We start from the raw sequence: 21,005 nt of genomic DNA on the forward strand, positions 1-21,005 counted from the left end.
TGCGATTAAATCAGATCACAAACGAAGCCTTTTTTCTATCTATTTCAATTGGTTGTAGCTAAAGATCCTGTACATGAGTGGTAATGTATTTGTGATGTGGCCTCTTTTTTCCTTCATGTAATAACTCATCGGCCAGGTTGTGATAGGGGTGGATGAATAACGGTAAAAGTTAGGCTAATATGGCCGAAATTTTTATTGCTACGACTCGAAGGGATTATGAGAAGTATCACACCAAGACGGGTGTTGTCGCGGGAGCAACAGACAGAGATCACCCGCATTATCGTCAAGGTGGGTCAAATGTTGGCCCAGTTCGGGGCGGAGAGCCGGATCATCGAGCAGACCACGGTGCGGCTGGGGATGGCGCTGGGGCTGGAGAGTGTCGAAATGGCCATCTCTTCCAGTGCCATCGTGCTCACCAGCCTCTATCAGGGGGGCTGTGTCACCACCACCCGCCGGGTGCGCGAGCATGGCATCAACATGCAGGTGGTGTGCGAGATCCAGCGGATCTGCATCATGGCGGAGAAAGAACTGATCGGTGCCCGTGAAGTGCGTCAGCGGCTCGAAGCCATCGTCCCCTTCCACTATCACCCCTGGCTGGTGGTGCCCATGGTCGGGCTCTCCTGTGGCGCCTTCAGCCTGCTGTTTGGCGGTGACTGGCCCATCTTCCTGGTGACCTGTTGCTCCGCCGCCGTGGCGATGCGGGTGCGTCAGTTGATCGCCCGTCATCACCACAGTCCGCTTATCAACTTTGCTGTGACCGGTTTTATCGCCACCTTGCTGGCATCCAGCGCCACCTTCTTCAACTGGGGCGCGCAACCCTATCTCGCCATGGCGGCCAGCGTGCTGCTGCTGGTGCCGGGCTTCCCGCTAATCAATGCGGTCTCCGACATGGTGAAGGGCTACTTCAACATGGGGCTGGCCCGTTGGGGCTCCGCCACCTTGCTCACCATCAGTGCTGCCATCGGCATCATTCTCGCCATGTCGTTGACCGGGATCTGGGGGTGGAAAGTATGACGGATCTGCTCTGGTTACTGGCCAAGGATGCCTTCTGGTCCTCCATCCCGGCGGTGGGCTTTGCCATGCTGTTCAACGTGCCGCCACGAATGCTGAAATATTGCGCCATGGGCGGGGCGCTGGCTCACAGCCTGCGCACCCTGCTCATTCACTACGGCATGCCCATCGAGTGGGCGACGCTGGCGGCGGCGACCACGGTCGGTTTTGTCTGCGTCTACTGGTCTCGCCGTCTGCTGGCGCCGCGTCCGGTGTTCAGCGTTGCCTCCATCATCCCAATGATCCCGGGCAGCTATGCGTTCAAGACCATGATTGCGGTGGTGGAACTCAACATCAACGGTGTGACCATGGATCTGCTGCAGAGCGCGGTGGAGAACGGCCTCAAGGCGCTGTTTATCGTCGGCGCCCTCAGTTTCGGTTTGGCGATCCCCTCTCTGGTCGTGTACCGTAACCGCCCCATAATCTGACAGACGGTGAGAGGCCCCATGAAGATTTCCATGATTGCCGCCATGGCCCACGACAGGGTGATCGGCAAGGACAACCAGATGCCCTGGCATCTGCCTGCTGACCTGGCCCACTTCAAACGGGTGACCCTCGGCAAACCGGTATTGATGGGGCGCAAGACCTTCGAATCCATCGGTCGACCGCTGCCCGGACGGCGCAATCTGGTGATCAGCCGCAACCCTGGCTATCAGGCCGAGGGTATCGAGGTGGTGGGTTCTGTCGAGGCGGCGCTGGCCCTGTTGGCGAGCAGCGCGGTGGAGGAGTTGATGGTGATCGGTGGCGGTCATCTCTATGCCGAGATGTTGCCGAGTGCGGATCGTCTCTACCTGACGCAAATCGATCTGGTGGTGGAGGGGGATACCCGCTTCCCCGCGTTTGATGACGGCCAGTGGCAGCGCATCGACTGCGAGAGCCACCCTGCCGATGAGAAGAACCCGCACCCCTACCGCTTCGAGACCTGGCAGCGCCGCTGAGTCATGGCATGTGCCACTAAAAAGCCCCTTGTGTTGCACAAGGGGCTTTTTTCGCACGGGTGATTTGCCAGAAGCATCGTGTCCAGCAGGCGATGAGCCAGAGGTGGCTGCGGCGATCTCATCGCGGCGTGTGAACGCATCTTCAGCCTCTGCTCTAACCCTCCTTAGCCCCTTTTCTTGTCCCCCAATCTGTCCTCATTGCGACCAACAAATAGTTAGATGTGTAATTATTTAGTCGCTGTTGAGTATCTGGATGGCGAGCTATGCTTTTGCCGCCATTAATCTGCCTTTGTTTGCTCTTTTTTGATTGTTTTTGAATGATTTTTCCCAGTGCACCTTCGTTTGATATGGAAATCATTATGGATAAAACCAGACTTTGTTCGGTTTTTATTGATAAAAATATCTTATTAAAATCAATGGTTTATTTTGATTTTGGTTTTATGGGACTCTATTGGTTCTTTTGTTTTGGTTGTTGATTGCTTAGTGTAAAAAGTAATTGGTTCGCGTTCGGCAGGTTAATCACCAAGATGTCGACCATGAAAAAAGGACAGTATGACAGTCAAACTCGAAGTCAAATCACTCTATAAAATCTTCGGCGATCAGCCGGAAAAAGCATTCAAATTGCTGGCGAAAGGGCATGACCGTGCCAGCATCCTGCAACAGAGCGGACAGACCCTGGGTGTGCAGGGGGTCGATCTGGCTATTCACGAGGGGGAGATCTTCGTGGTGATGGGCTTGTCCGGCTCGGGAAAATCGACGCTGGTGCGTCTCTTCAACCGGCTGATCGAGCCGACTCGCGGCCAGGTGCTGATCGATGGCGAGGATATCGCCACTATCTCGGATAGCGAGCTGCGTCAGGTGCGGCGCAAGAAGATCAGCATGGTGTTTCAATCCTTTGCCCTGATGCCGCACCTGAGCGTGCTGGAAAATACCGCCTTCGGGCTGGAGCTGGCAGGTGTGCCGCTGGCCGAGCGCCAGCAGAGTGCCCGTCAGGCGCTCCATCAGGTGGGATTGGGTCAGTGGATTGATGCCTTCCCCGATGCCCTCTCCGGTGGCATGAAGCAGCGGGTCGGTCTGGCCCGGGCGCTCGCCAACGATCCCGACATCCTGCTGATGGACGAGGCCTTCTCCGCGCTGGATCCGCTGATCCGCACCGAGATGCAGGACGAGCTGCTCAAGCTGCAGGCGAGCCAGCAGCGCACCATCGTGTTTATCTCCCACGATCTAGACGAGGCGATGCGTATCGGCGATCGCATCGCCATCATGCAGGATGGTCAGGTGGTGCAGGTCGGTACCCCCGACGAGATCCTGAGTCAGCCCGCCAACGACTATGTGCGTGCCTTCTTCCGTGGCGTGGATCTCGCCAATGTCTTCAGCGCCCGCGATATCGTCAGCCGCAAGCAGATGCCGCTTATCAAGAAACACACCACCGACGGGCCGGGCAACGCCCTGCGTCAGCTCAAGGAGCTGGAGCGGGAGTTTGGCTACGTGGTGGATCGCAGCCGCCGCTTCATCGGCGTCGTCTCGGTCGAGTCACTCAGTGAGGCCGTGCGTGGCAAGGGGAGTCTGGAGCAGGCGTTGCTGGCGGATATCCAGCCCATTCTGGCCGACACCTCCCTCAATGAACTGATCAGCCAGGTGGCTGCCGCACCCTGTCAGGTGCCCGTGGTCGAGGAGGATGGCACCTATCTGGGGCTCATCTCCAAGGCCAATCTGCTCAACACCCTGGACAGGAGTACCCCGGCATGAAGCTGAACAACCCTCACGCGTTACTGATCGGTTTGCTGGCATGTTTGCTGCTGGCTAGCCCCTCTCTTAGGGCTGACGAGGTGGATGCCGATCCTTGGGGCGCGGCGGTAACCACGACAGCCGCCGCCGATCCCTGGGGCAGTACTGCCTCCGAAGCGGCCGACTGGCAAAACCAGATTGCTGCCGTGGATACCGAGGCAGCCGTCGACTGGCTGGACCCCTTCCAGCAGGCGCTGGTGCCGCTGGACAGCTGGGTCGAAGGGGGCATCGGCTGGTTGGTGGAGAACCTGCGCCCGGTGTTTCAGCTGATCCGCGCACCGGTGGAGGTGACTCTGAACGCCATGACCCATCTGCTGCAGACGGTGCCATCCACCCTGATGATCGGGCTGTTGACCCTGATTGCCTGGCAACTGGTCAACGGCCGGATGGCGGTTGGCACCCTCGCCGCATTGGTCGGGATCGGGCTGATCGGAGCCTGGTCCGATGCCATGGTGACCCTGTCGCTGGTGTTGACCTCGCTCTTCTTCTGCATCCTGATTGGCTTGCCGGTCGGCATTTTGCTGGCCCGTAGCGAGCGGTTGTCTACCTGGACTCGGCCGCTGCTGGATGCGATGCAGACCACCCCGGCGTTCGTCTACCTCATCCCCATCGTCATGTTGTTCGGTATCGGCAACGTGCCCGGTGTCGTGGTGACCGTGATCTTCGCCCTGCCGCCGATGATCCGCCTCACCATGCTGGGGATAAGACAGGTGCCTGCGGATCTGGTGGAAGCGGCCCATTCGTTTGGCGCCAGCCCCTCCCAGCTGCTGTTCAAGGTACAACTGCCACTCGCCATGCCCACCATCATGGCCGGGGTCAACCAGACCCTGATGCTGGCGCTCTCCATGGTGGTGATCGCCTCGATGATCGCGGTCGGCGGTTTGGGTCAGATGGTGCTGCGCGGCATCGGTCGGCTCGATATGGGGCTCGCCTCCATTGGCGGCCTCGGCATCGTGCTGCTGGCCATCGTGCTCGACCGTCTGACCCAGGCGATGGGCCAACCGGATCGCAACCGGGTTGGCCGCTGGTATCAGCGTGGCCCCGTCGCCTTGCTGCTGCGCCTCACTGGCCGCAGCAAATCCATCGATTACCAAGGAGTAAAGGCATGAGCCTCATTACCACAACGCACACCCGTCACGCCTTGCTGCTGAGCACTCTGTTGTTGAGCTCCTCGCTGCTGAGCCCGCTGGCCATGGCCAGTACCGAGTTGCCGGGGGAGGGGATCCGCGTTCAACCCTTGCAGAGCTCCCTGCCGGAAGAGGCGTTCCAGAGCCTGCTGGTCAGCAAGCTGATGGCGCGGCTTGGCTACGACGTCCAGCCTGCTCAGGAGGTGGATTACAACGTGGCTTATGCCTCGGTGGCACAGGGGGACGGCACCTTCCTCGCCTTTAACTGGATCCCGCTGCAGGACAACAAGTACGAACAGGCGGGGGGAGATAAGGTGTTCTTCCGTCAGGGCACCTATGTGGCCGGTGCGGCGCAGGGCTATCTCATCGACAAGCAGACCGCGACCCGATATGGCATCACCAATCTCGGGCAGCTCAAGGATCCCGCGCTGGCCGCGCTGTTTGACGGCGATGGAGATGGCAAGGCCGATCTGGTGGGCTGTAACCCTGGCTGGGGCTGTGAAGAGGCGATCAACCATCATCTGGACGAGTTCGGCCTGACCCCCACCGTCACCCACAAGCAGGGCAACTATGCGGCGCTGATCGCCGATACCCGTGCTCGCTTCCAGAGTGGCAAGCCGGTGCTCTATTACACCTGGACCCCCTACTGGCTCAGCAGCGAGCTGGTGCCGGGCAAGGATGTCGTGTGGCTGGAAGTACCCGCCGACGCCCCTGATGCGGCCAAGACCCGGTTGCCGAACGGCAAGAACTACGGCTTCCCGGTCAATACCATGCATATCGTGGCCAACAAGGCTTTCACCGATGCCAACCCGGCGGCGGCCAAGCTCTTTTCCATCGTCAAGCTGCCGCTCAATGACATCAACGTCCAGAACGGGTTGATGAACAGGGGGCAGAACAAACCGGCGGATATCGAGCGCCATGCCGATGCCTGGCTCAAGGGGCACGGGGCGCTGGTCAATGAGTGGCTGACTCAGGCGCAGGTTGCCGCCGAGCAGGCCAACGCGGCGGGTTAAGCCTCTTGGCCCATTTGTCATCTTGGAAGGGTTGCATATCAGCCCAAGCAAAACGCCCGGCAGTAGTTGTCGGGCGCTTTTTATGGTCAGAACCTTGAAGAGGGATCAGATACCCGAGCCGTCGTGCTCGCCGTTATCCTCGTGCAGGCCACACTCGCGCTTGAGGCCAAAGAAGCGGGTCTGCTCCTCGCTCATGCCCGGCTCCCATTTGGTGGTGGTGTGGACATCGCCCACCGACAGGTAACCCTGCTCCCACAGCGGGTGGTAGGGGAGGTCGAACTCCTTGAAGTAGTAGAATACGTCCTTGTTGCTCCAGTCGATCACCGGCAGGAACTTGAAGCGGCCGCGCTGGATGGCCAGCACCGGCAGCTTGCCACGGCTGCCCGCCTGCTCGCGGCGCAGACCGGAGAACCAGGTCTGGGCGCCGAGCTCGCGCAAGGCGCGGTCCATCGGCTCCACCTTGTTGAGCTGGTTGTAGCGGGTGATCCCCTCCACCCCCTGCTCCCACAAGAGGCCAAATCGGGCCTCCTGCCAGGCCGGACTGAGTTCGGCCCGATAGATCTTCAGGCTGAGCGCGAGGCGCTCGGTCAGCTCGTCGATAAAGCGGTAGGTCTCGGGAAAGAGATAACCGGTATCGGTCAGCACCACTGGCACATCGGCCCGCTCGCGGCTTACCAGATGGAGCATCAGCGCCGCCTGAATGCCGAAGCTCGAGGAGAGCACATGCTCCCCCGGCAGATTGGCCAGAGCCCAGCGCACCCGCTCGGGGGCGCTCATGGTATCCAGCTCCCGGTTGAGGGGCGCCAGCGCCTCGGCCTGCTCTTCACGGCCGAGGGTCAGCAGTGCCTGCAGGTCAAGGCGGCCATCTTCAGTGACATTAAGCGGCAGATTAAGCAGCATAGAAGTCCCTCGCGGAGTCGATAACGGGGGCAATCACCCCAACCCGGATCACGAAGTCGCCGAAGCACTCACCCTGATTGCGCTCGGTGGCCCAGCGGCCGATCAGCGCGTCGAGTTCGGCCAAAATCTGCGGCTCGGTGATGTTCTCCTGATAGAGGCGCGGAATGCGGGTGCCCTCCAGGTTGCCCCCCAAATGGAGGTTGTAGCGGCCGGGCGCCTTGCCCACCAGACCCACTTCCGCCAGCATGGCGCGGCCGCAGCCGTTGGGGCAGCCGGTGACCCGGAAGACGATGGCATCATTCGCCAGCTCATGTTTGGCCAGCAGCCCCTCGATGTCGGTGACAAAGGCGGGCAACATGCGCTCCGCCTCGGCCATCGCCAGCGGGCAGGTGGGCAGGGCCACGCAGGCCATGGACTGCTTGCGCTGCTCGCTCACGCCGTCATCCAGCAGGCCGTACTGGCGCGCGAGTGCTTCGATGCGGGCCTTCTCGCCAGCCGGGACGCCTGCGATGATCAGGTTCTGGTTGGCGGTCAGGCGAAAATCCCCCTGATGCACTTTGGCGATCTCCAGCATGCCGCTTTTGAGCGGCTTGCTCGGGAAGTCCAGCAGGCGGCCATTCTCGATAAACAGGGTGAGGTGGTGCTTGCCGTCGATCCCCTCGACCCAACCGAAGCGATCGCCACGGCTGGTGAACTCATAGGGGCGACTCTCGGCGAAGGGGATACCTGCGCGGTTTTCCACCTCGGCCTTGAACGCCTCGACGCCAACCCGTTCAAGGGTGTACTTGGTCTTGGCGTTCTTGCGGTTGACCCGGTTGCCCCAGTCGCGCTGGGTGCTGACCACGGCGGCCGCCACCTCCAGCACGTGGGAGAGCGGAATGAAGCCAAAGTCGCTCGCTTTGCGCGGGTAGGTGGTGGTGTCGCCGTGGGTCATGGCGAGACCGCCCCCCACCAGCACGTTGAAGCCCACCAGCTTGCCGTGATCGGCAATGGCCACGAAGTTGAGATCGTTGGCGTGGATGTCCACATCGTTGTGGGGCGGGATGACCACGGTTGTCTTGAATTTGCGCGGCAGGTAGTTGGAGCCCAGGATCGGCTCCTCGTCACCCCCCAGCTTCTCGCCATCCAGCCAGATCTCCACGTAGGCGCGGGTCTTGGGCAGCAGGTGCTCGGAGATCTTCTTGGCCCACTCGTAGGCCTCCTGGTGCAACTCGGACTCCACCGGGTTGCTGGTGCAGAGCACGTTGCGGTTCACGTCCCCCGCGGTGGCGATGGAGTCGATACCTGTGCTGTTGAGGGTCTGGTGCATCAGCTTGATGTCGCGCTTCAGCACCCCGTGGAACTGGAAGGTCTGGCGGGTGGTCAGGCGGATGCTGCCGTACATGCTGTGTTCTTCGGCGAACTTGTCGATCACCTGCCACTGGGCCGGGGTGATGATGCCGCCGGGCAGGCGGGCGCGCAGCATGACGTTGTGCAGGGGCTCCAGCTTCTGGGCGGCGCGCTCCGGGCGGATGTCGCGGTCATCCTGCTGATACATGCCGTGAAAGCGGATCAGCTGGAAATTGTCGCCGTTGAAGCCGCCGGTGAGCGGGTCCTGCAGATCTTCGGCGATGGTGCCGCGCAGGAAGTTGCTCTCGCGCTTGAGGCGTTCGTTGTCAGCCAGCGGCCCTTCGACCGGTCCCGGAATAAGTTGTTTGCTCATCAATAGACATCCCTTTGATAACGTTTGGCACGACGCAATTCGCTCAGATACTCTTCTGCTTCCTCACGGCTCTTGTGGCCGTGTTCCGCAATCACTTCCAGCAGGGCTTCCTGCACATCCTTCGCCATGTGGTTGGCGTCGCCACACACATAGAAGTGAGCGCCTGCTTCCAGCCACTGGTAGAGCTCAAGCCCTGCCTCGCGCAGACGGTCCTGTACATAAATCTTGTTGGCCTGATCCCGGCTGAAGGCCAGGGAGATCTTGGACAGCAGGCCCGATTTCACATAACGCTGCCACTCCACCTGATAGAGGAAGTCCTGGGTGAAGTGGGGGTTGCCGAAGAAGAGCCAGTTCTTGCCCTCTGCCCCCTGTGCTTCCCGCTCCTGCAGGAAGGCGCGGAACGGGGCAATGCCGGTACCCGGGCCCACCATGATGACGGGGGTGTCGGGATTGGCGGGCAGGCGGAAGTTGTCGTTGTGCTCCACGAACACCCGGACCTCGGCATCTTCCGGCAGACGGTCCGCCAGATAGGAGGAGGCGCCGCCGCTTCGCACTGTGCCATCTTCTTGCGGGTAGCGCACCACGCCGACGGTCAGGTGCACCTCTTCTTCCACCTCGCTCTGGGCGGAGGCGATGGAGTAGAGGCGGGGGGTGAGGGGGCGCAGCAGCCCGACCAGCTGCTCGGCGGTGAGGGCGGTCGGGAAGCGCTTCAGTACATCCACCACTTGGGCAGAGGCGACCAGTGCATTGACCTGGGCCTTGTCACCGGCCAGATCTTTCAGCGCCGCGTTGTCTGATATATCAGCGAGTCCTGTGATAAAGCCGCCGTGCAGCCGGGTCAGTTCGAAGTGACCGGTCAGGGCGGCGTGCAAGGTGCCGTGGGCTGTGGCTTCATCGCCAGAGAGGTTGGTCAGGGCCAGCACTTCGCCCACCAGAGCTGCGTCGTTGTCAAACCAGATCCCGAGGGCATCCCCCGGCTGATAGGCGAGTCCCGAGGACTCGAGGCTGATCTCGATATGGCGGATATCCTTGGTGGAATCCCGGCCGGTGATCTTCTGAGTGACAGACAGGCGGGCAGGGAAGGGGTTCTCCTTGCTGTACTGGCTGTGGCCAACCGCCTGCTGCACCGCGCTGGTCACGCTGCTGGCCGCACCGGTAGAGAGGGTCGCGGCAATGGCGTTGAGCGCCTGTTCGCCCCACGCCTTGGCTGCATCCTGATAATCCACATCGAGGCTGGCGAGCTCATAAATCCGCTTGCCTCCAGCGGTGGCGAGGAAGTTGTCAAAATCTTTGCCGGTCTGGCAGAAGAATTCATAGGAGCTGTCACCCAGCCCCAGCACCGCGAATTTGAGCCCGTCCAGCTTGCCGATCTTGCCTTTTTTAAGCTGCTCGAACAGATCGACGGCGCTCTCCGGCGGTTCACCCTCCCCGTAAGTGCTCACTACTACCAGCAGGTGGCTCTCTTTCTTGAGCTGCTTGGGTTTGTAGTCAGCCATCGACGCGAGGGTGACGGGCAGGCCACGGGCCTCGGCCTGCGCCTTGATGGCACTGGCGACACCTTTGGCGTTGCCGGTCTGGGAGCCGTAGAGAATGGTCAGGCTGCCACTGGGCGCAGCCACGGCGGCGCTGGCGACAACGCTCTGGTGACCGGTCTGGGAGAGGCCGTAGAGATATCCGCTCACCCAGGCCAGTTGCTGGGTATTGAGGGTCGAGAGTACCTGACTCAGCTGACGTTGCTGTTCGTCAGAGAGGGGGGAAAGGTTGAATGGGGAATCCTTCAATTGCATCACACGCGTCTTCCATGGTCTGATTTTTGGCCAGATTAAAGGGCGTGTTGGCTAACAACAAAGAATAAAAATATCTTCTTTATTCCATTATTGAATTTTGAAAGTGATTTTGCGGTAAAGGAGATAGAAAAACGCCCCGCAGTGGCAGGGCGTTTTTATTGGCGTATCACGCTCGGGAGTGCCCCAAGGGATGCCGCTGACTTCTGTGGGCCTTACTTCTGCGGACGCAGAGCCGGGAACAGAATGACGTCACGGATGGTGTGGCTGTTGGTGAACAGCATCACCAGACGGTCGATACCGATACCCTGACCGGCAGTCGGCGGCAGGCCGTGTTCCAGCGCGGTAACGAAGTCGGCGTCGTAGAACATGGCTTCGTCGTCGCCAGCTGCTTTCTGATCAACCTGATCCTGGAAGCGCTTGGCCTGGTCTTCTGCATCGTTCAGCTCGGAGAAGCCGTTGGCCAGCTCGCGGCCACCGATGAAGAATTCGAAGCGGTCAGTCACGTCCGGGTTCACGTCGTTGCGGCGAGCCAGCGGAGAAACGGCGGCCGGGTATTCGGTGATGAAGGTCGGTTGCAGCAGCATGTGCTCCACGGTCTCTTCGAAGATCGCGGTGATCACGTGGCCCAGCTCCCAGCCCTTCATCAGCTCGATGTGCAGACGCTTGGCAACGGCCTTGGCGCTCTCGAGGGTAGCCAGATCGTCCAGGGTCACATCCGGGTTGAACTTCAGGATGGACTCGACCATGGTGAGGCGCTGGAACGGCTGACCGAAATCGATGGTCAGGCCCTCTTCGCCCTCTTTGGCGTAACGGATCTTGGTGTCGCCCAGAATGTCCTGCGCCAGGGTGCGCAGCAGCTCTTCGGTCAGGTCCATCAGATCGATGTAGTCGGCATAGGCCATGTAGAACTCGATCATGGTGAACTCGGGGTTGTGACGCACCGAGATACCTTCGTTACGGAAGTTGCGGTTGATCTCGTAGACACGCTCGAAGCCACCGACCACCAGACGCTTCAGGTAGAGCTCCGGTGCGATACGCAGGTACATGTCGATGTCCAGCGCATTGTGGTGAGTGACGAACGGACGCGCGGAGGCACCACCCGGGATGACTTGCATCATCGGGGTTTCCACTTCCATGAAGCGCTTCTCGTTGAAGAACTTGCGGATACCGGCAACCACCTGGGTGCGGATCATGAAGGTCTTGCGGGACTCTTCGTTGGCGATCAGATCCAGGTAACGCTGGCGGCAGCGAGCTTCCTGATCGGTCAGGCCTTTGTGCTTCTCGGGCAGCGGACGCAGTGCCTTGGTCAGCAGGCGGATATCGGAAACGTGAACGGAGAGCTCACCGGTCTGGGTCTTGAACAGGGTACCTTCGACACCCACGATGTCGCCCAGATCCCACTTCTTGAACTGCTCGTTGTAGAAACCTTCCGGCAGGTCGTCACGGGTGACGTAGACCTGGATCTTGCCGGCCATGTCCTGCAGGGTGGCGAAAGAAGCCTTGCCCATGATCCGGCGGGTCATGATGCGACCGGCAATCTTCACCCGTTTACCCAGGCTCGTCAGCTCCTCGGCGCTCTTGTCGTCAAACTCTGCGTGCAGATCGCCAGAGAGGCTGTCGCGACGGAAGTCGTTCGGGAAAGGATTACCCTGGGCGCGCAGGGCGGCCAGCTTGGAACGACGCTCAGTCATCTCGTTGTTGAGTTCGAGTGAATGATCGACTTCCGGAGTGATGGTTTGTTCAGACATGGTGATTCCTGCTTGTTTACAGACCTGATTTCAGGCTGGCTTCGATAAACTTGTCCAAGTCACCGTCGAGCACCGATTGGGTATTACGGGTTTCGACGCCGGTGCGCAGATCCTTGATACGGGAGTCATCCAGCACATAGGAACGGATCTGGCTGCCCCAACCGATATCGGACTTGGTCTCTTCAAGGGCTTGTTTCTCAGCGTTCTGCTTCTGAATTTCCAGCTCGTAGAGCTTGGCTTTCAGCTGCTTCATACACTGGTCTTTGTTTTTGTGCTGGGAACGGTCGTTCTGGCACTGTACCACGACACCGGTCGGTACGTGGGTAATACGCACCGCAGATTCGGTCCGGTTAACGTGCTGACCACCGGCACCGGAGGCGCGGTAAACGTCGATACGCAGATCCGCCGGGTTGATCTCGATGTCGATATCGTCGTCGATCTCGGGATAGACAAACACGGAGCAGAAGGAGGTGTGACGGCGGCCACCGGAATCGAACGGGGACTTGCGCACCAGACGGTGTACGCCGGTTTCGGTACGCAGCCAGCCGAATGCATATTCGCCGCTGAACTTGACGGTGGCAGACTTGATGCCAGCCACGTCGCCGTCGGAGCATTCAATCAGCTCTGGCTTGTAGCCGTGGGCATCGCCCCAGCGCAGGTACATGCGCAGTACCATGTTGGCCCAATCCTGCGCTTCGGTACCACCGGAGCCGGACTGGATATCGATATAGCAGTCGGAGCCGTCATGCTGACCGGAGAACATGCGGCGGAACTCGAGATCCACCAGCTTGGCTTCCAGCTGTTCGGATTCGGCAATGGCTTCGTTGAAGGTCTCTTCGTCTTCCCCTTCCACCGCCAGGCTCACCAGCATCTCGACGTCATCCACGCCCTGGGTCAGGGTGTCGATGGTGCCGACCACGTTTTCCAGCGTGACGCGCTCTTTGCCCAGCGCCTGTGCGCGCTCGGGTTCATTCCATACGTCCGGCTGTTCCAGCTCGGCGTTGACCTCTTCTAGACGCTCTTTCTTGGCGTCATAGTCAAAGGTACCCCCTAAGAAGCTCGGTCCGCTCAGACAGCTCCTTAAGTTTATTTAATACGGGATTAACTTCGAACATCGTGAAAACTCTCAGGGTCGATGTGACTTAAAAACGGGATATTCTAGCCAATTGTGGAAGGAATAAACAGGGTTGCCTTGGTTTGCGCACCCTATGTAGTCAATTTCTGGTGCACTTTTCCTCACCTCGGTAGAAAATATCGCCCGCAGACCCATTTTCAGGTTCAGTTTTGGCCGTTCCGGCCGCTAATGACTACGTAGTGTTGTGCACTGTTAGGGAAAAACCCGCTCCTCACCTCAATAAGAAGAACACATGATGAAAAACCTGTCACTCAAGCAGAAGATACTGTTGTCAGTGGTGATCGCCCTTTCGTTGGTGATTTCGTTGCTCTCCTGGCAGAGCTATAGCAGCCAGAAGAATCTGTTGCTGCAAGGCAGCCAGGAGCAGCTGCAGCGGCTGGGCACCCAGCAGGCTGCCAGCGTCAGTGACTGGCTCTCGGCCCGTCGCGACGTGATCCAGGCGCTCGGCAACAAGGCGAGCTCCGAACCTCTCAATGCCTTGCAACAGGCACAAGTCTCCGGCCGTTTCCAGCTCACCTATTTCGGTGAGAGCAGCGGCAAGATGCACGACTCCGATCCCTCCATCAACCGCGATGGCTACGACCCGCGCTCCCGTGGCTAGTATCAGGAGGCGATGAGCAAGGGTGGCCTGATTGTCACCAAACCCTATCTTGACGTGGCCTACAACATCATGGTGGTGACCCTGGCCCAGCCGGTTTCTGGCGGGGTGATCGGGGGTGACCTCTCCATCGCCTCGCTGGTGGAAGACGTGACCAAGATGCAGCTGCCTGCCGACGGTTTCGCCATCATGATGCACAAGGATGGCACCATCATCGCCTACAAGGATGCCGCCAAGGCGATGAAACCGGCCAGCGAGATCGACAATGATCTGACCAACGCGCTGATCGAGCAGAGCAAGTCGAGCAAGGAGCTGGTACCGGCTTATTTTGACAACGAAGGTCGCGACAAGCTGCTGTGGGCAGTCGATATCCCAGATACCGACTGGGAACTGGTGCTGGTGCTGGACAAGGCCGCTCTGGAAGCGCCGCTCTCCTCCCTGCTGATGACCCAGCTGGGCATGGCGCTGCTGGTGCTGGTGGGCAGTATCCTCGCCATCTCCTGGCTGGTCAGCATGCTGCTTGGCCCGCTCACCAAGGTATCCCAGGCATTGGCCCGCATTGCCGACGGTAACGGCGATCTGACCCAGCGCATCAAAATCGACGCCAACGACGAAGTGGGCCAACTGGCCAACAGCTTCAACCGTTTCGTCGGCAGTCAGCACCAGCTGATCGGCAATATCCGCAAGCTGGCCAACGAGCTGAACGCCGATGCCGAGCGCAGTCTGGTGACCAACCAGGCCGCGGTGGACGAGCTGCAGCGTCAGCAGCAGGAGGTGACCATGGTCGCCACGGCGGTCACCGAGATGGCGAGCGCCACCATGGAGATCGCCGGCAACGCCGAGAATACCGCCGCCGCTGCCCAGCAATCTGCCCAGAGCAGTGAGCAGGGCAAGATGCTGGTCAACAAGACTCGCCAGTCCATCAATGGTCTGGCCGAAGAGGTGGGGCAGGCGACCGAGGTGATCGGCGAGCTGAGCCGCCACGCGCAGGCCATCACCAGCATCCTCTCCACCATTCAGGGCATTGCCGAGCAGACCAACCTGCTGGCGCTGAACGCGGCCATCGAAGCGGCTCGCGCCGGTGAGCAGGGCCGAGGTTTTGCGGTGGTCGCTGACGAGGTGCGGGTGCTGTCGCGCCGTACCCAGGACTCCACCCAGCAGATCCAGTCCACCATCGAGACCCTGCAGCAGACCACCGCCCGAGCGGTGAGCCTGATGCAGACCAGTCAGGGTCTGGCGGACAACAGCGTGCAGGATGCGGATCAGGCCGTGCGCGCGCTGGAAGAGATCACCAGCGCCATCTCCCTCATCTCCGACATGGCGGGCCAGATCGCCACGGCAGCCGAGGAGCAGACCCAGGTGACCGGCGAGATCACCCAGAACACCACTGCCATCAAGGATGTGAGTGACGAGATCACCGCCGCCGCCATGCGCGATCTGGATCAGGCCCAGAGCCTCAAAGGGCGTGCCACTGACCTGAACCAGCAGGTGTCGACCTTTATCCTGTAAGGCGCACGTTCCGACCTGTTCGGGCTGACATTAACAAGCCCCGCCCTCTTTCGAGTGCGGGGTTTTTTGTTGTTCGGGGGATGCGGGGCTTGGGGATTCCGGGTTGTCTGGGTTGCTCGCTGGTCACCTTGGTGCCGGATACGATCCCCGGCTCTGCCTGCGTCAGCTGGCGAGTAGAGAGTAAGCAAAGAGCCCACCGAAAGGTGGGCTCTGATCATATACGTCTGACGGAAAGGGAATTACAGGAACGGCATCGCCATAAACAGCTTGATCACCATGGCGTTGATGATGTCGATGAAGAAGGCGCCCACCATGGGCACTACCAGAAACGCCAGGTGGGAGGGGCCAAAGCGCTGGGTGATGGCCTGCATGTTGGCAATCGCCGTCGGGGTGGCCCCGAGGCCAAAGCCGCAGTGGCCTGCCGCCAGCACGGCCGCATCGTAATTGCTGCCCATCACCCGGAAGGTGACGAAGATGGCGTAGAGCGCCATCGCCACGGTCTGGGCGGCCAGCAGGATGAAGATGGGCAGGGCCAGACTGGCCAGATCCCACAATTTCAGGCTCATCAGCGCCATGGCGAGGAACAGCGACAGGCTGACGTTGCCGAGCAGGGAGACCTCGCGGTCGCTCACCTCATGCCAGTTCAGCAGGGTCAGGACGTTGCGCAGCAGCACGCCGACAAACAGCACGCAGACAAAGATCGGCAGCTCGAAGGCGCCCCCTTTGAGAGAGGCCGAGAGCAGCTCGCCACCCTTGAGGCTGATGGCGATCAGTGCCAGCGTCTCAATCAGGCTGAAGGTAGTGAGGGGGCGCTCCATATCGGGCATTTCGAAGCCCTTGGGGGCCTCATCCTGGTTGTGCTCTTCACCGGGCACCTGCACTTTCTTCACCAGATAGCGAGCGACCGGGCCGCCGATCAGACCGCCCAGTACCAGACCGAAGGTGGCACAGGCGATGGCGAGTTCGGCGGCGGATTGCACGCCGTACTTCTCGGAGAAGGTGGCACTCCAGGCCGCACCGGTGCCGTGGCCGCCGGAGAGGGTGATGGAGCCTGCCAGCAGCCCCATGTGGGGATCCAGACCGAGCAGGGTCGCCAGACCGACACCCAGACTGTTCTGCACCAGCAGCAGGCCGGTGACCACCATCAGGAAGGTAACCACCGCCTTGCCGCCGCGTTTCAGGCTGGCGAGATCGGCGGAGAGACCGATGGAGGCGAAGAAGGCCAGCATCAGCGGAGTTTGCAGGCTGGTATCAAATTGCAGCTCCATCTGCAGGGTGGAGCGCAGCAATAGCAGTACCAGCGCGACCACCAGGCCGCCGGCTACCGGTTTGGGGATGTTGAAGGTTCGCAGCAGCCCGACCCGGGTGACCAGCACCCGGCCAAGCAGCAATACCAGAGTGGCAGCGACCAACGTTGCGTAGGAATCAAGTTGTAACATTCAGTACTCCCATGTTGATTGGCTGTGTCTTTCATAGCAAAAGACTTACAGATTCAGCCGGGATGAAAACAGTGTGGCTCATGCGCCAACAAAGAAGGGGAAACATCTCCCCGCCCCAGGAAAGATGGGACTTGTGCGGGCCTGAAATGCTCAGGCATCCAGATGAGATTTTAGTAAAATCCGGCGGATTGTAGCAAAAAGCATCGTTTAATTCCATCTTTGTCGTATTAATGCTCGTTTTAGTTGTTTATTGTGACATTTAACACTATGGGGGTAGTGGGCAAAAATGCCGAAAACAGTGCATGGAACGGCTGTCATTTGGGGCGCCAGTCTCTATAATTCGCCGGTTTCCGCTGCGCGCAGAGGAGCTGGCGGGCGTTGACATTGTGGTTCACCCCGACATGGCTCATGTTCCGGCGGTGTTCACTTCATCAAGAGGAGAGGGTGTGAAGAAGTCTATCTACATTGCCTACACAGGCGGCACCATTGGGATGCAGCGTTCCGATCACGGCTACGTGCCGATGGCGGGCTTTATGGAAGACTGTCTGGCGCGGATGCCCGAGTTCCACCGCCCCGAGATGCCGGATTACCATATCCACGAATATGCGCCCCTCATCGACTCCTCCGACATGACCCCGGCGGATTGGCAGCGCATCGCCGAAGACATTCGCGACAACTATGAAAAGTACGACGGTTTCGTCATCCTGCACGGCACCGACACCATGTCGTTCACCGCTTCGGCGCTCTCCTTCATGCTGGAAGATCTGCACAAGCCGGTCATCATCACCGGCTCCCAGATCCCGCTCGCCGAGCTGCGCTCCGACGGTCAGCAGAACCTGCTCAACGCCCTCTATATCGCGGCCAACTACCCGATCCACGAGGTGACGCTGTTCTTCAACAACCAGCTCTATCGCGGCAACCGCAGCAAGAAGGTGCATGCCGACGGTTTCCACGCCTTCGACTCCCCCAACTATCCGCCGCTGCTCAACGCCGGGATTGCCATCTCGCTGGAAGCGGGTGAGCTGGGCGAGCCCTCCGAGCGGCCGCTGGTGTTGCACGACATCACCCCCCAGCCGATCGGCGTGGTAACCCTCTATCCGGGGATCTCCAGCGAGGTGATCGCCAATATCCTGCAACAGCCGGTGAAGGCGCTGATCTTGCTGTCGTTCGGGGTGGGCAATGCGCCGCAGAACCCGGCCATGCTGGCGCTGCTCTCCGAGGCTTCGGCTCGTGGCGTCATCATCGTCAACCTGAGCCAGTGCCTGCACGGCAAGGTCAACATGGGCGGTTATGCTACCGGCAACGCCCTGTCGCGGGCCGGGGTTATCTCGGGCTTTGACATGACAGCCGAGGCGGCGCTCACCAAGCTCCATTTCCTGCTGAGTCAGGACTTGCCATCCCACCGCATTCGCGAGCTGATGCAGCAATCTTTGCGCGGGGAGCTGACGCCCTGATGCTTAGGTGAGGTATGGATAAACAAGAAGGGAGCCATCATGGCTCCCTTCTTGTTTTTACCAATCATGAATCAGTTGTTCGCTGAATCAGCATAGTCGGCACAGTATCTAACTGAAAAATATGCTTTTCCATTTGATACCGAGCACATAACAATGCTGGAGGTCCTGCTCATTGGCGATGTTCATGATAGATTGCGCTGGTAGGTTTAATTTGAATCTATTGTGCGGTGTGGTTAACGCGTGACTGAATGGGGGATGAAACGGCAGATGTTCGAGATCAAACAAAAACTGGCAACTTTGTTGGCACAGCTTAATGAAGGATTGGTGGAACGCGACGAGGCGATGAAACTGGCACTGCTCTCGTTGCTGGCGGGAGAAAACATCCTGCTGGTGGGTCCACCAGGAACGGCCAAGAGTCTTATTTCTCGTCAGGTCGCCAAGGTGCTTAAGGATGATGACAAAGAGGGGGCCAGTCATTTTGAATATCTGCTGACCAAATTTTCAACACCCGAAGAGATCTTTGGCCCTCTCTCCATCTCCAAGCTGAAAGAGGATCGTTTTGAGCGCAATACGTCTGGGTATCTGCCATCGGTGCAGGTTGCTTTTCTCGATGAGATATTTAAGGCCAGTTCCTCCATTCTCAATGCTCTGCTGACCATTCTTAACGAACGTATCTATCACAATGGCGCATAAGTGCAGAAGGTGCCGCTACGCAGCCTGATCGCGGCGTCCAATGAACTGCCGACCGGTCAGGAGGAACTGGGGGCACTTTATGACCGCTTCTTGCTGCGTAGCTTCGTTGATTATGTGAGCGAAGATAATTTGCATAAGCTATTTACCCTAGGAAATAGTGAGCACCTAGAACACTTGACCCCATTGAGATTAGGTGAGCTAGCAGAATTTGATAAACAAGTTACGAGTGTAAAAATCCCTGAGTTGATTCAGAAAACTATTTTGGATATTTGGAAAAAACATAACGAGTTGTTTAAAGAAGATCGTAGGGAGGAATTATCTGATCGGCGTTTGGTAAAGATTGTTCACCTACTGAAGGTATCTGCATTGACCAATGATAGAGACGAGGTTGATCTATCAGATTTAATACTATTACGCTATTGCCTGTGGAATCACTTAGATAACATAGGAAAAATAAACACAGTCATTAATAAAACTTTAAGTAAAGCCAGTCACTCTTATCCTCTTAATGAGATTGTTTATTTTAGTGCTGATAACACTAACCATAGAAATAGTAAAAACATTATTTCAGGTCTGTCAGGTGCAGGAACTGAAAAAGATCCCATCATCATCAGCACTGCTGAAGAATTGTTTATGCTCACCACGCCAGAGGTCGGAAAACAAGGTTATTATTTTAAACAAAATGCTAATATTTATATTTCTAATGCATGGTTCACGGTCGAATTTAAAGGGCATTATGACGGGCATGGATATATGCTGAAAGGTCAGAATGAAAATGAGGTTTTTTTTGAAAAAATTATAGATGGCTCAACAGTAAAATATCTTAAACTGAGTGGATGCTCCCTAGCTAAAAAAGTACATGATTCTACGATACAAGGATGTGAAACAGATCAGCACATGATTTTTGGCTGTGCTTTAAGGGGCCGGTTTTTGGATTGCATTGTGACGGGTAGTCTTGTTACTATCGAATTGATAGAGTGTGACGTTTTACGGTGCAAAATTTTAGCGCCATCACTCGGTGATGATTATCCAAAACTTGGTGAGATGGTTAAAAATAGTAATATAGAAGATTGTGAATTTATATTTGACTATTGTGAGCCTAAACCTATAAGCTGTATAGCTTATATGGCAAACAAAATACTAGATAGCTCTATATCAAGATCTTTTATTGAAGGGGAAGTTGACATTTCGATTCATCCTCTTTTTAGGATTATGAATAGCAATTATAATAGTAATTATGATGTTGGTTTTTCAAATGCATGCACAACTAGCAAAATATCCTTTTGCGCTCTAGGTAAAATAGAGCATTTGCAGGGTGGCAAAATTTATGGATTTTCAAAGGGCGATACTAAAAAAATAGAATTAAAAAGCAATGTATCTATTGAACAGACTAGCATATATAATCGTGTTGACGACGCCGATAGTAAAGATGGTAAAAAGATACCATTTAAATTTTTTAATAAAACGTATTTTGAAAAACGTCTTGGATGGGATTTTGATAATGTATGGATATGGGATGAGCAGGCCAATCGCCCAACATTGCAATCAGTTGGATTGAAGGCTGCTAACAATCCGATAGGCGAGCAGGCACCCGCGTCAGGCAAAATCGATCTGTTACTGCAGCAGATGAATGCTAATCTCTGGGTATAAGGGGCGCTATGTTCGGTCTATTAGCTGGAATAGCCAGCTCATTATGGCGAGGCATCAGCGGTGTTGTGGCTGCAATACCGCTTGGGATAAAGGGCATAAAATACTTTATTGACAGCAATTTTCGTGATCAGGTAACCCCGAAACCAGGTAGCGTGCTCTATTGCGATCTTTGGTTAGGTGCAGAACATTCCGGTATCTATGTTGGCGAGCAAGAGATCGCCAATATCGAAGTCACAGATGTTGCTGAAGGTACTGTTAATCGTTGCGGCCCAGCCAGTTTTACCTCAAAAAGCAAGCTGGGTCGCAAGATCTATGTCTCCTGTGACAGTGATGGGGCTGTTGGTTGTGAGGTGGTGTCTGACAAGGCCGTGAGTCATATTGGCGACCGAGGTTTTTATCAGGGCGGGATCGCACTTTGTTAATGAAATTTGAACAGGCAGATCGTCTGTGATCTAATCGCGTCTCCATGCAGGA

At 57.6% G+C, this 21,005-nt stretch carries 15 protein-coding genes and 2 pseudogenes; 11 read left to right on the forward strand and 6 right to left on the reverse strand.

All coding sequences use genetic code 11. From position 1 onward, the window contains the following. Positions 1–216 precede the first annotated feature (216 nt). From PG888_RS20155 to proX, 6 genes are all read left to right on the forward strand, one after another. Positions 217–1,014, forward strand: a complete 798-nt coding sequence (locus PG888_RS20155) for a threonine/serine exporter family protein (RefSeq protein WP_042022773.1) — start codon at positions 217–219, stop codon at positions 1,012–1,014. Continuing rightward, positions 1,011–1,478 (forward strand): threonine/serine exporter family protein, encoded by a 468-nt coding sequence (locus tag PG888_RS20160; RefSeq protein WP_042060992.1) that lies wholly within the window; start codon positions 1,011–1,013, stop codon positions 1,476–1,478. Before PG888_RS20155 ends, PG888_RS20160 begins: the two co-directional genes overlap by 4 nt. Positions 1,479–1,496: 18 nt before the next feature. Beyond that, entirely contained in the window at positions 1,497–1,988 is a 492-nt protein-coding gene (gene folA / locus PG888_RS20165) for a type 3 dihydrofolate reductase (RefSeq protein ID WP_270694151.1), read from the forward strand. A gap of 552 nt (positions 1,989–2,540) precedes the next feature. Further along, on the forward strand, positions 2,541–3,737 hold the full coding sequence (gene proV / locus PG888_RS20170) for a glycine betaine/L-proline ABC transporter ATP-binding protein ProV (RefSeq protein ID WP_270694149.1): 1,197 nt from the start codon (positions 2,541–2,543) through the stop codon (positions 3,735–3,737). Further along, entirely contained in the window at positions 3,734–4,885 is a 1,152-nt protein-coding gene (proW, locus tag PG888_RS20175) for a glycine betaine/L-proline ABC transporter permease ProW (protein ID WP_270694147.1), read from the forward strand. The genes proV and proW overlap by 4 nt, the downstream gene beginning before the upstream one ends. Next, a complete protein-coding gene (gene proX, locus PG888_RS20180; protein ID WP_182938095.1) occupies positions 4,882–5,916 on the forward strand; it encodes a glycine betaine/L-proline ABC transporter substrate-binding protein ProX in 1,035 nt (344 codons plus the stop codon). The genes proW and proX overlap by 4 nt, the downstream gene beginning before the upstream one ends. A 105-nt stretch (positions 5,917–6,021) precedes the next feature. Here the strand turns inward: proX and PG888_RS20185 are convergent, their stop codons facing one another. The 5 genes from PG888_RS20185 to prfB all read right to left on the reverse strand — a co-directional run bounded on the left by PG888_RS20185 (position 6,022) and on the right by prfB (position 13,168). After that, on the reverse strand, positions 6,022–6,816 hold the full coding sequence (locus tag PG888_RS20185) for a phosphoadenylyl-sulfate reductase (RefSeq protein WP_182938094.1): 795 nt from the start codon (positions 6,814–6,816) through the stop codon (positions 6,022–6,024). Further along, positions 6,806–8,518 (reverse strand): assimilatory sulfite reductase (NADPH) hemoprotein subunit, encoded by a 1,713-nt coding sequence (gene cysI, locus PG888_RS20190; RefSeq protein WP_270694145.1) that lies wholly within the window; start codon positions 8,516–8,518, stop codon positions 6,806–6,808. Before cysI ends, PG888_RS20185 begins: the two co-directional genes overlap by 11 nt. Next, positions 8,518–10,305: an assimilatory sulfite reductase (NADPH) flavoprotein subunit gene (locus PG888_RS20195; RefSeq protein ID WP_270694154.1), complete on the reverse strand. Its 1,788-nt coding sequence runs from the start codon at positions 10,303–10,305 to the stop codon at positions 8,518–8,520. The genes cysI and PG888_RS20195 overlap by 1 nt, the downstream gene beginning before the upstream one ends. A gap of 212 nt (positions 10,306–10,517) precedes the next feature. After that, positions 10,518–12,053, reverse strand: a complete 1,536-nt coding sequence (gene lysS / locus PG888_RS20200) for a lysine--tRNA ligase (protein WP_042061015.1) — start codon at positions 12,051–12,053, stop codon at positions 10,518–10,520. 16 nt (positions 12,054–12,069) lie between these two features. After that, positions 12,070–13,168 (reverse strand): peptide chain release factor 2 gene (gene prfB, locus PG888_RS20205; protein WP_111805239.1). Its coding sequence is split into 2 segments (ribosomal slippage): positions 12,070–13,092 and positions 13,094–13,168, totalling 1,098 coding nucleotides; the frame shifts between segments, so codons are not numbered across the junction. 255 nt (positions 13,169–13,423) lie between these two features. On the opposite strand from prfB, the pseudogene PG888_RS20210 reads away from it, so the two are divergent. Continuing rightward, a pseudogene (locus tag PG888_RS20210) lies at positions 13,424–15,295 on the forward strand (methyl-accepting chemotaxis protein). Positions 15,296–15,534: 239 nt separating this feature from the next. On the opposite strand, the gene gltS reads toward PG888_RS20210, so the two are convergent. Then, complete coding sequence (gene gltS, locus PG888_RS20215) at positions 15,535–16,734, reverse strand: sodium/glutamate symporter (protein ID WP_042061020.1); 1,200 nt, start codon at positions 16,732–16,734, stop codon at positions 15,535–15,537. Positions 16,735–17,180: 446 nt separating this feature from the next. Here gltS and ansA point away from each other — a divergent pair, with 446 nt between their 5' ends. The 4 genes and pseudogenes from ansA to PG888_RS20235 all read left to right on the forward strand — a co-directional run bounded on the left by ansA (position 17,181) and on the right by PG888_RS20235 (position 20,953). Further along, positions 17,181–18,188, forward strand: a complete 1,008-nt coding sequence (gene ansA / locus PG888_RS20220; RefSeq protein ID WP_139409521.1) for an asparaginase — start codon at positions 17,181–17,183, stop codon at positions 18,186–18,188. Between the two features lie 267 nt (positions 18,189–18,455). After that, positions 18,456–19,028: pseudogene (locus PG888_RS20225) on the forward strand (AAA family ATPase); the annotation flags it as partial. Positions 19,029–19,142: 114 nt separating this feature from the next. Beyond that, positions 19,143–20,531 carry a hypothetical protein gene (locus PG888_RS20230; protein WP_333563461.1) on the forward strand — a complete coding sequence of 463 codons (1,389 nt, stop codon included), beginning with the start codon at positions 19,143–19,145 and terminating at the stop codon, positions 20,529–20,531. A gap of 8 nt (positions 20,532–20,539) precedes the next feature. Continuing rightward, positions 20,540–20,953: a hypothetical protein gene (locus tag PG888_RS20235; RefSeq protein WP_270694144.1), complete on the forward strand. Its 414-nt coding sequence runs from the start codon at positions 20,540–20,542 to the stop codon at positions 20,951–20,953. Positions 20,954–21,005 lie beyond the last annotated feature (52 nt).

The organism is Aeromonas sp. QDB23, from assembly GCF_027707745.1.
Taxonomy (GTDB): Bacteria; Pseudomonadota; Gammaproteobacteria; order Enterobacterales; family Aeromonadaceae; genus Aeromonas; species Aeromonas allosaccharophila.

What these genes read in the sequence shown, in the direction of transcription:
- PG888_RS20155 (WP_042022773.1), top strand. Translation starts at nt 217, where the DNA reads ATGAGAAGTATCACACCAAGACGGGTGTTGTCGCGGGAGCAACAGACA.
- PG888_RS20160 (WP_042060992.1), top strand. Translation starts at nt 1,011, where the DNA reads ATGACGGATCTGCTCTGGTTACTGGCCAAGGATGCCTTCTGGTCCTCC.
- folA (WP_270694151.1), top strand. Translation starts at nt 1,497, where the DNA reads ATGAAGATTTCCATGATTGCCGCCATGGCCCACGACAGGGTGATCGGC.
- proV (WP_270694149.1), top strand. Translation starts at nt 2,541, where the DNA reads ATGACAGTCAAACTCGAAGTCAAATCACTCTATAAAATCTTCGGCGAT.
- proW (WP_270694147.1), top strand. Translation starts at nt 3,734, where the DNA reads ATGAAGCTGAACAACCCTCACGCGTTACTGATCGGTTTGCTGGCATGT.
- proX (WP_182938095.1), top strand. Translation starts at nt 4,882, where the DNA reads ATGAGCCTCATTACCACAACGCACACCCGTCACGCCTTGCTGCTGAGC.
- PG888_RS20185 (WP_182938094.1), bottom strand. Translation starts at nt 6,816, where the DNA reads ATGCTGCTTAATCTGCCGCTTAATGTCACTGAAGATGGCCGCCTTGAC.
- cysI (WP_270694145.1), bottom strand. Translation starts at nt 8,518, where the DNA reads ATGAGCAAACAACTTATTCCGGGACCGGTCGAAGGGCCGCTGGCTGAC.
- PG888_RS20195 (WP_270694154.1), bottom strand. Translation starts at nt 10,305, where the DNA reads ATGCAATTGAAGGATTCCCCATTCAACCTTTCCCCCCTCTCTGACGAA.
- lysS (WP_042061015.1), bottom strand. Translation starts at nt 12,053, where the DNA reads ATGTCTGAACAAACCATCACTCCGGAAGTCGATCATTCACTCGAACTC.
- gltS (WP_042061020.1), bottom strand. Translation starts at nt 16,734, where the DNA reads ATGTTACAACTTGATTCCTACGCAACGTTGGTCGCTGCCACTCTGGTA.
- PG888_RS20235 (WP_270694144.1), top strand. Translation starts at nt 20,540, where the DNA reads ATGTTCGGTCTATTAGCTGGAATAGCCAGCTCATTATGGCGAGGCATC.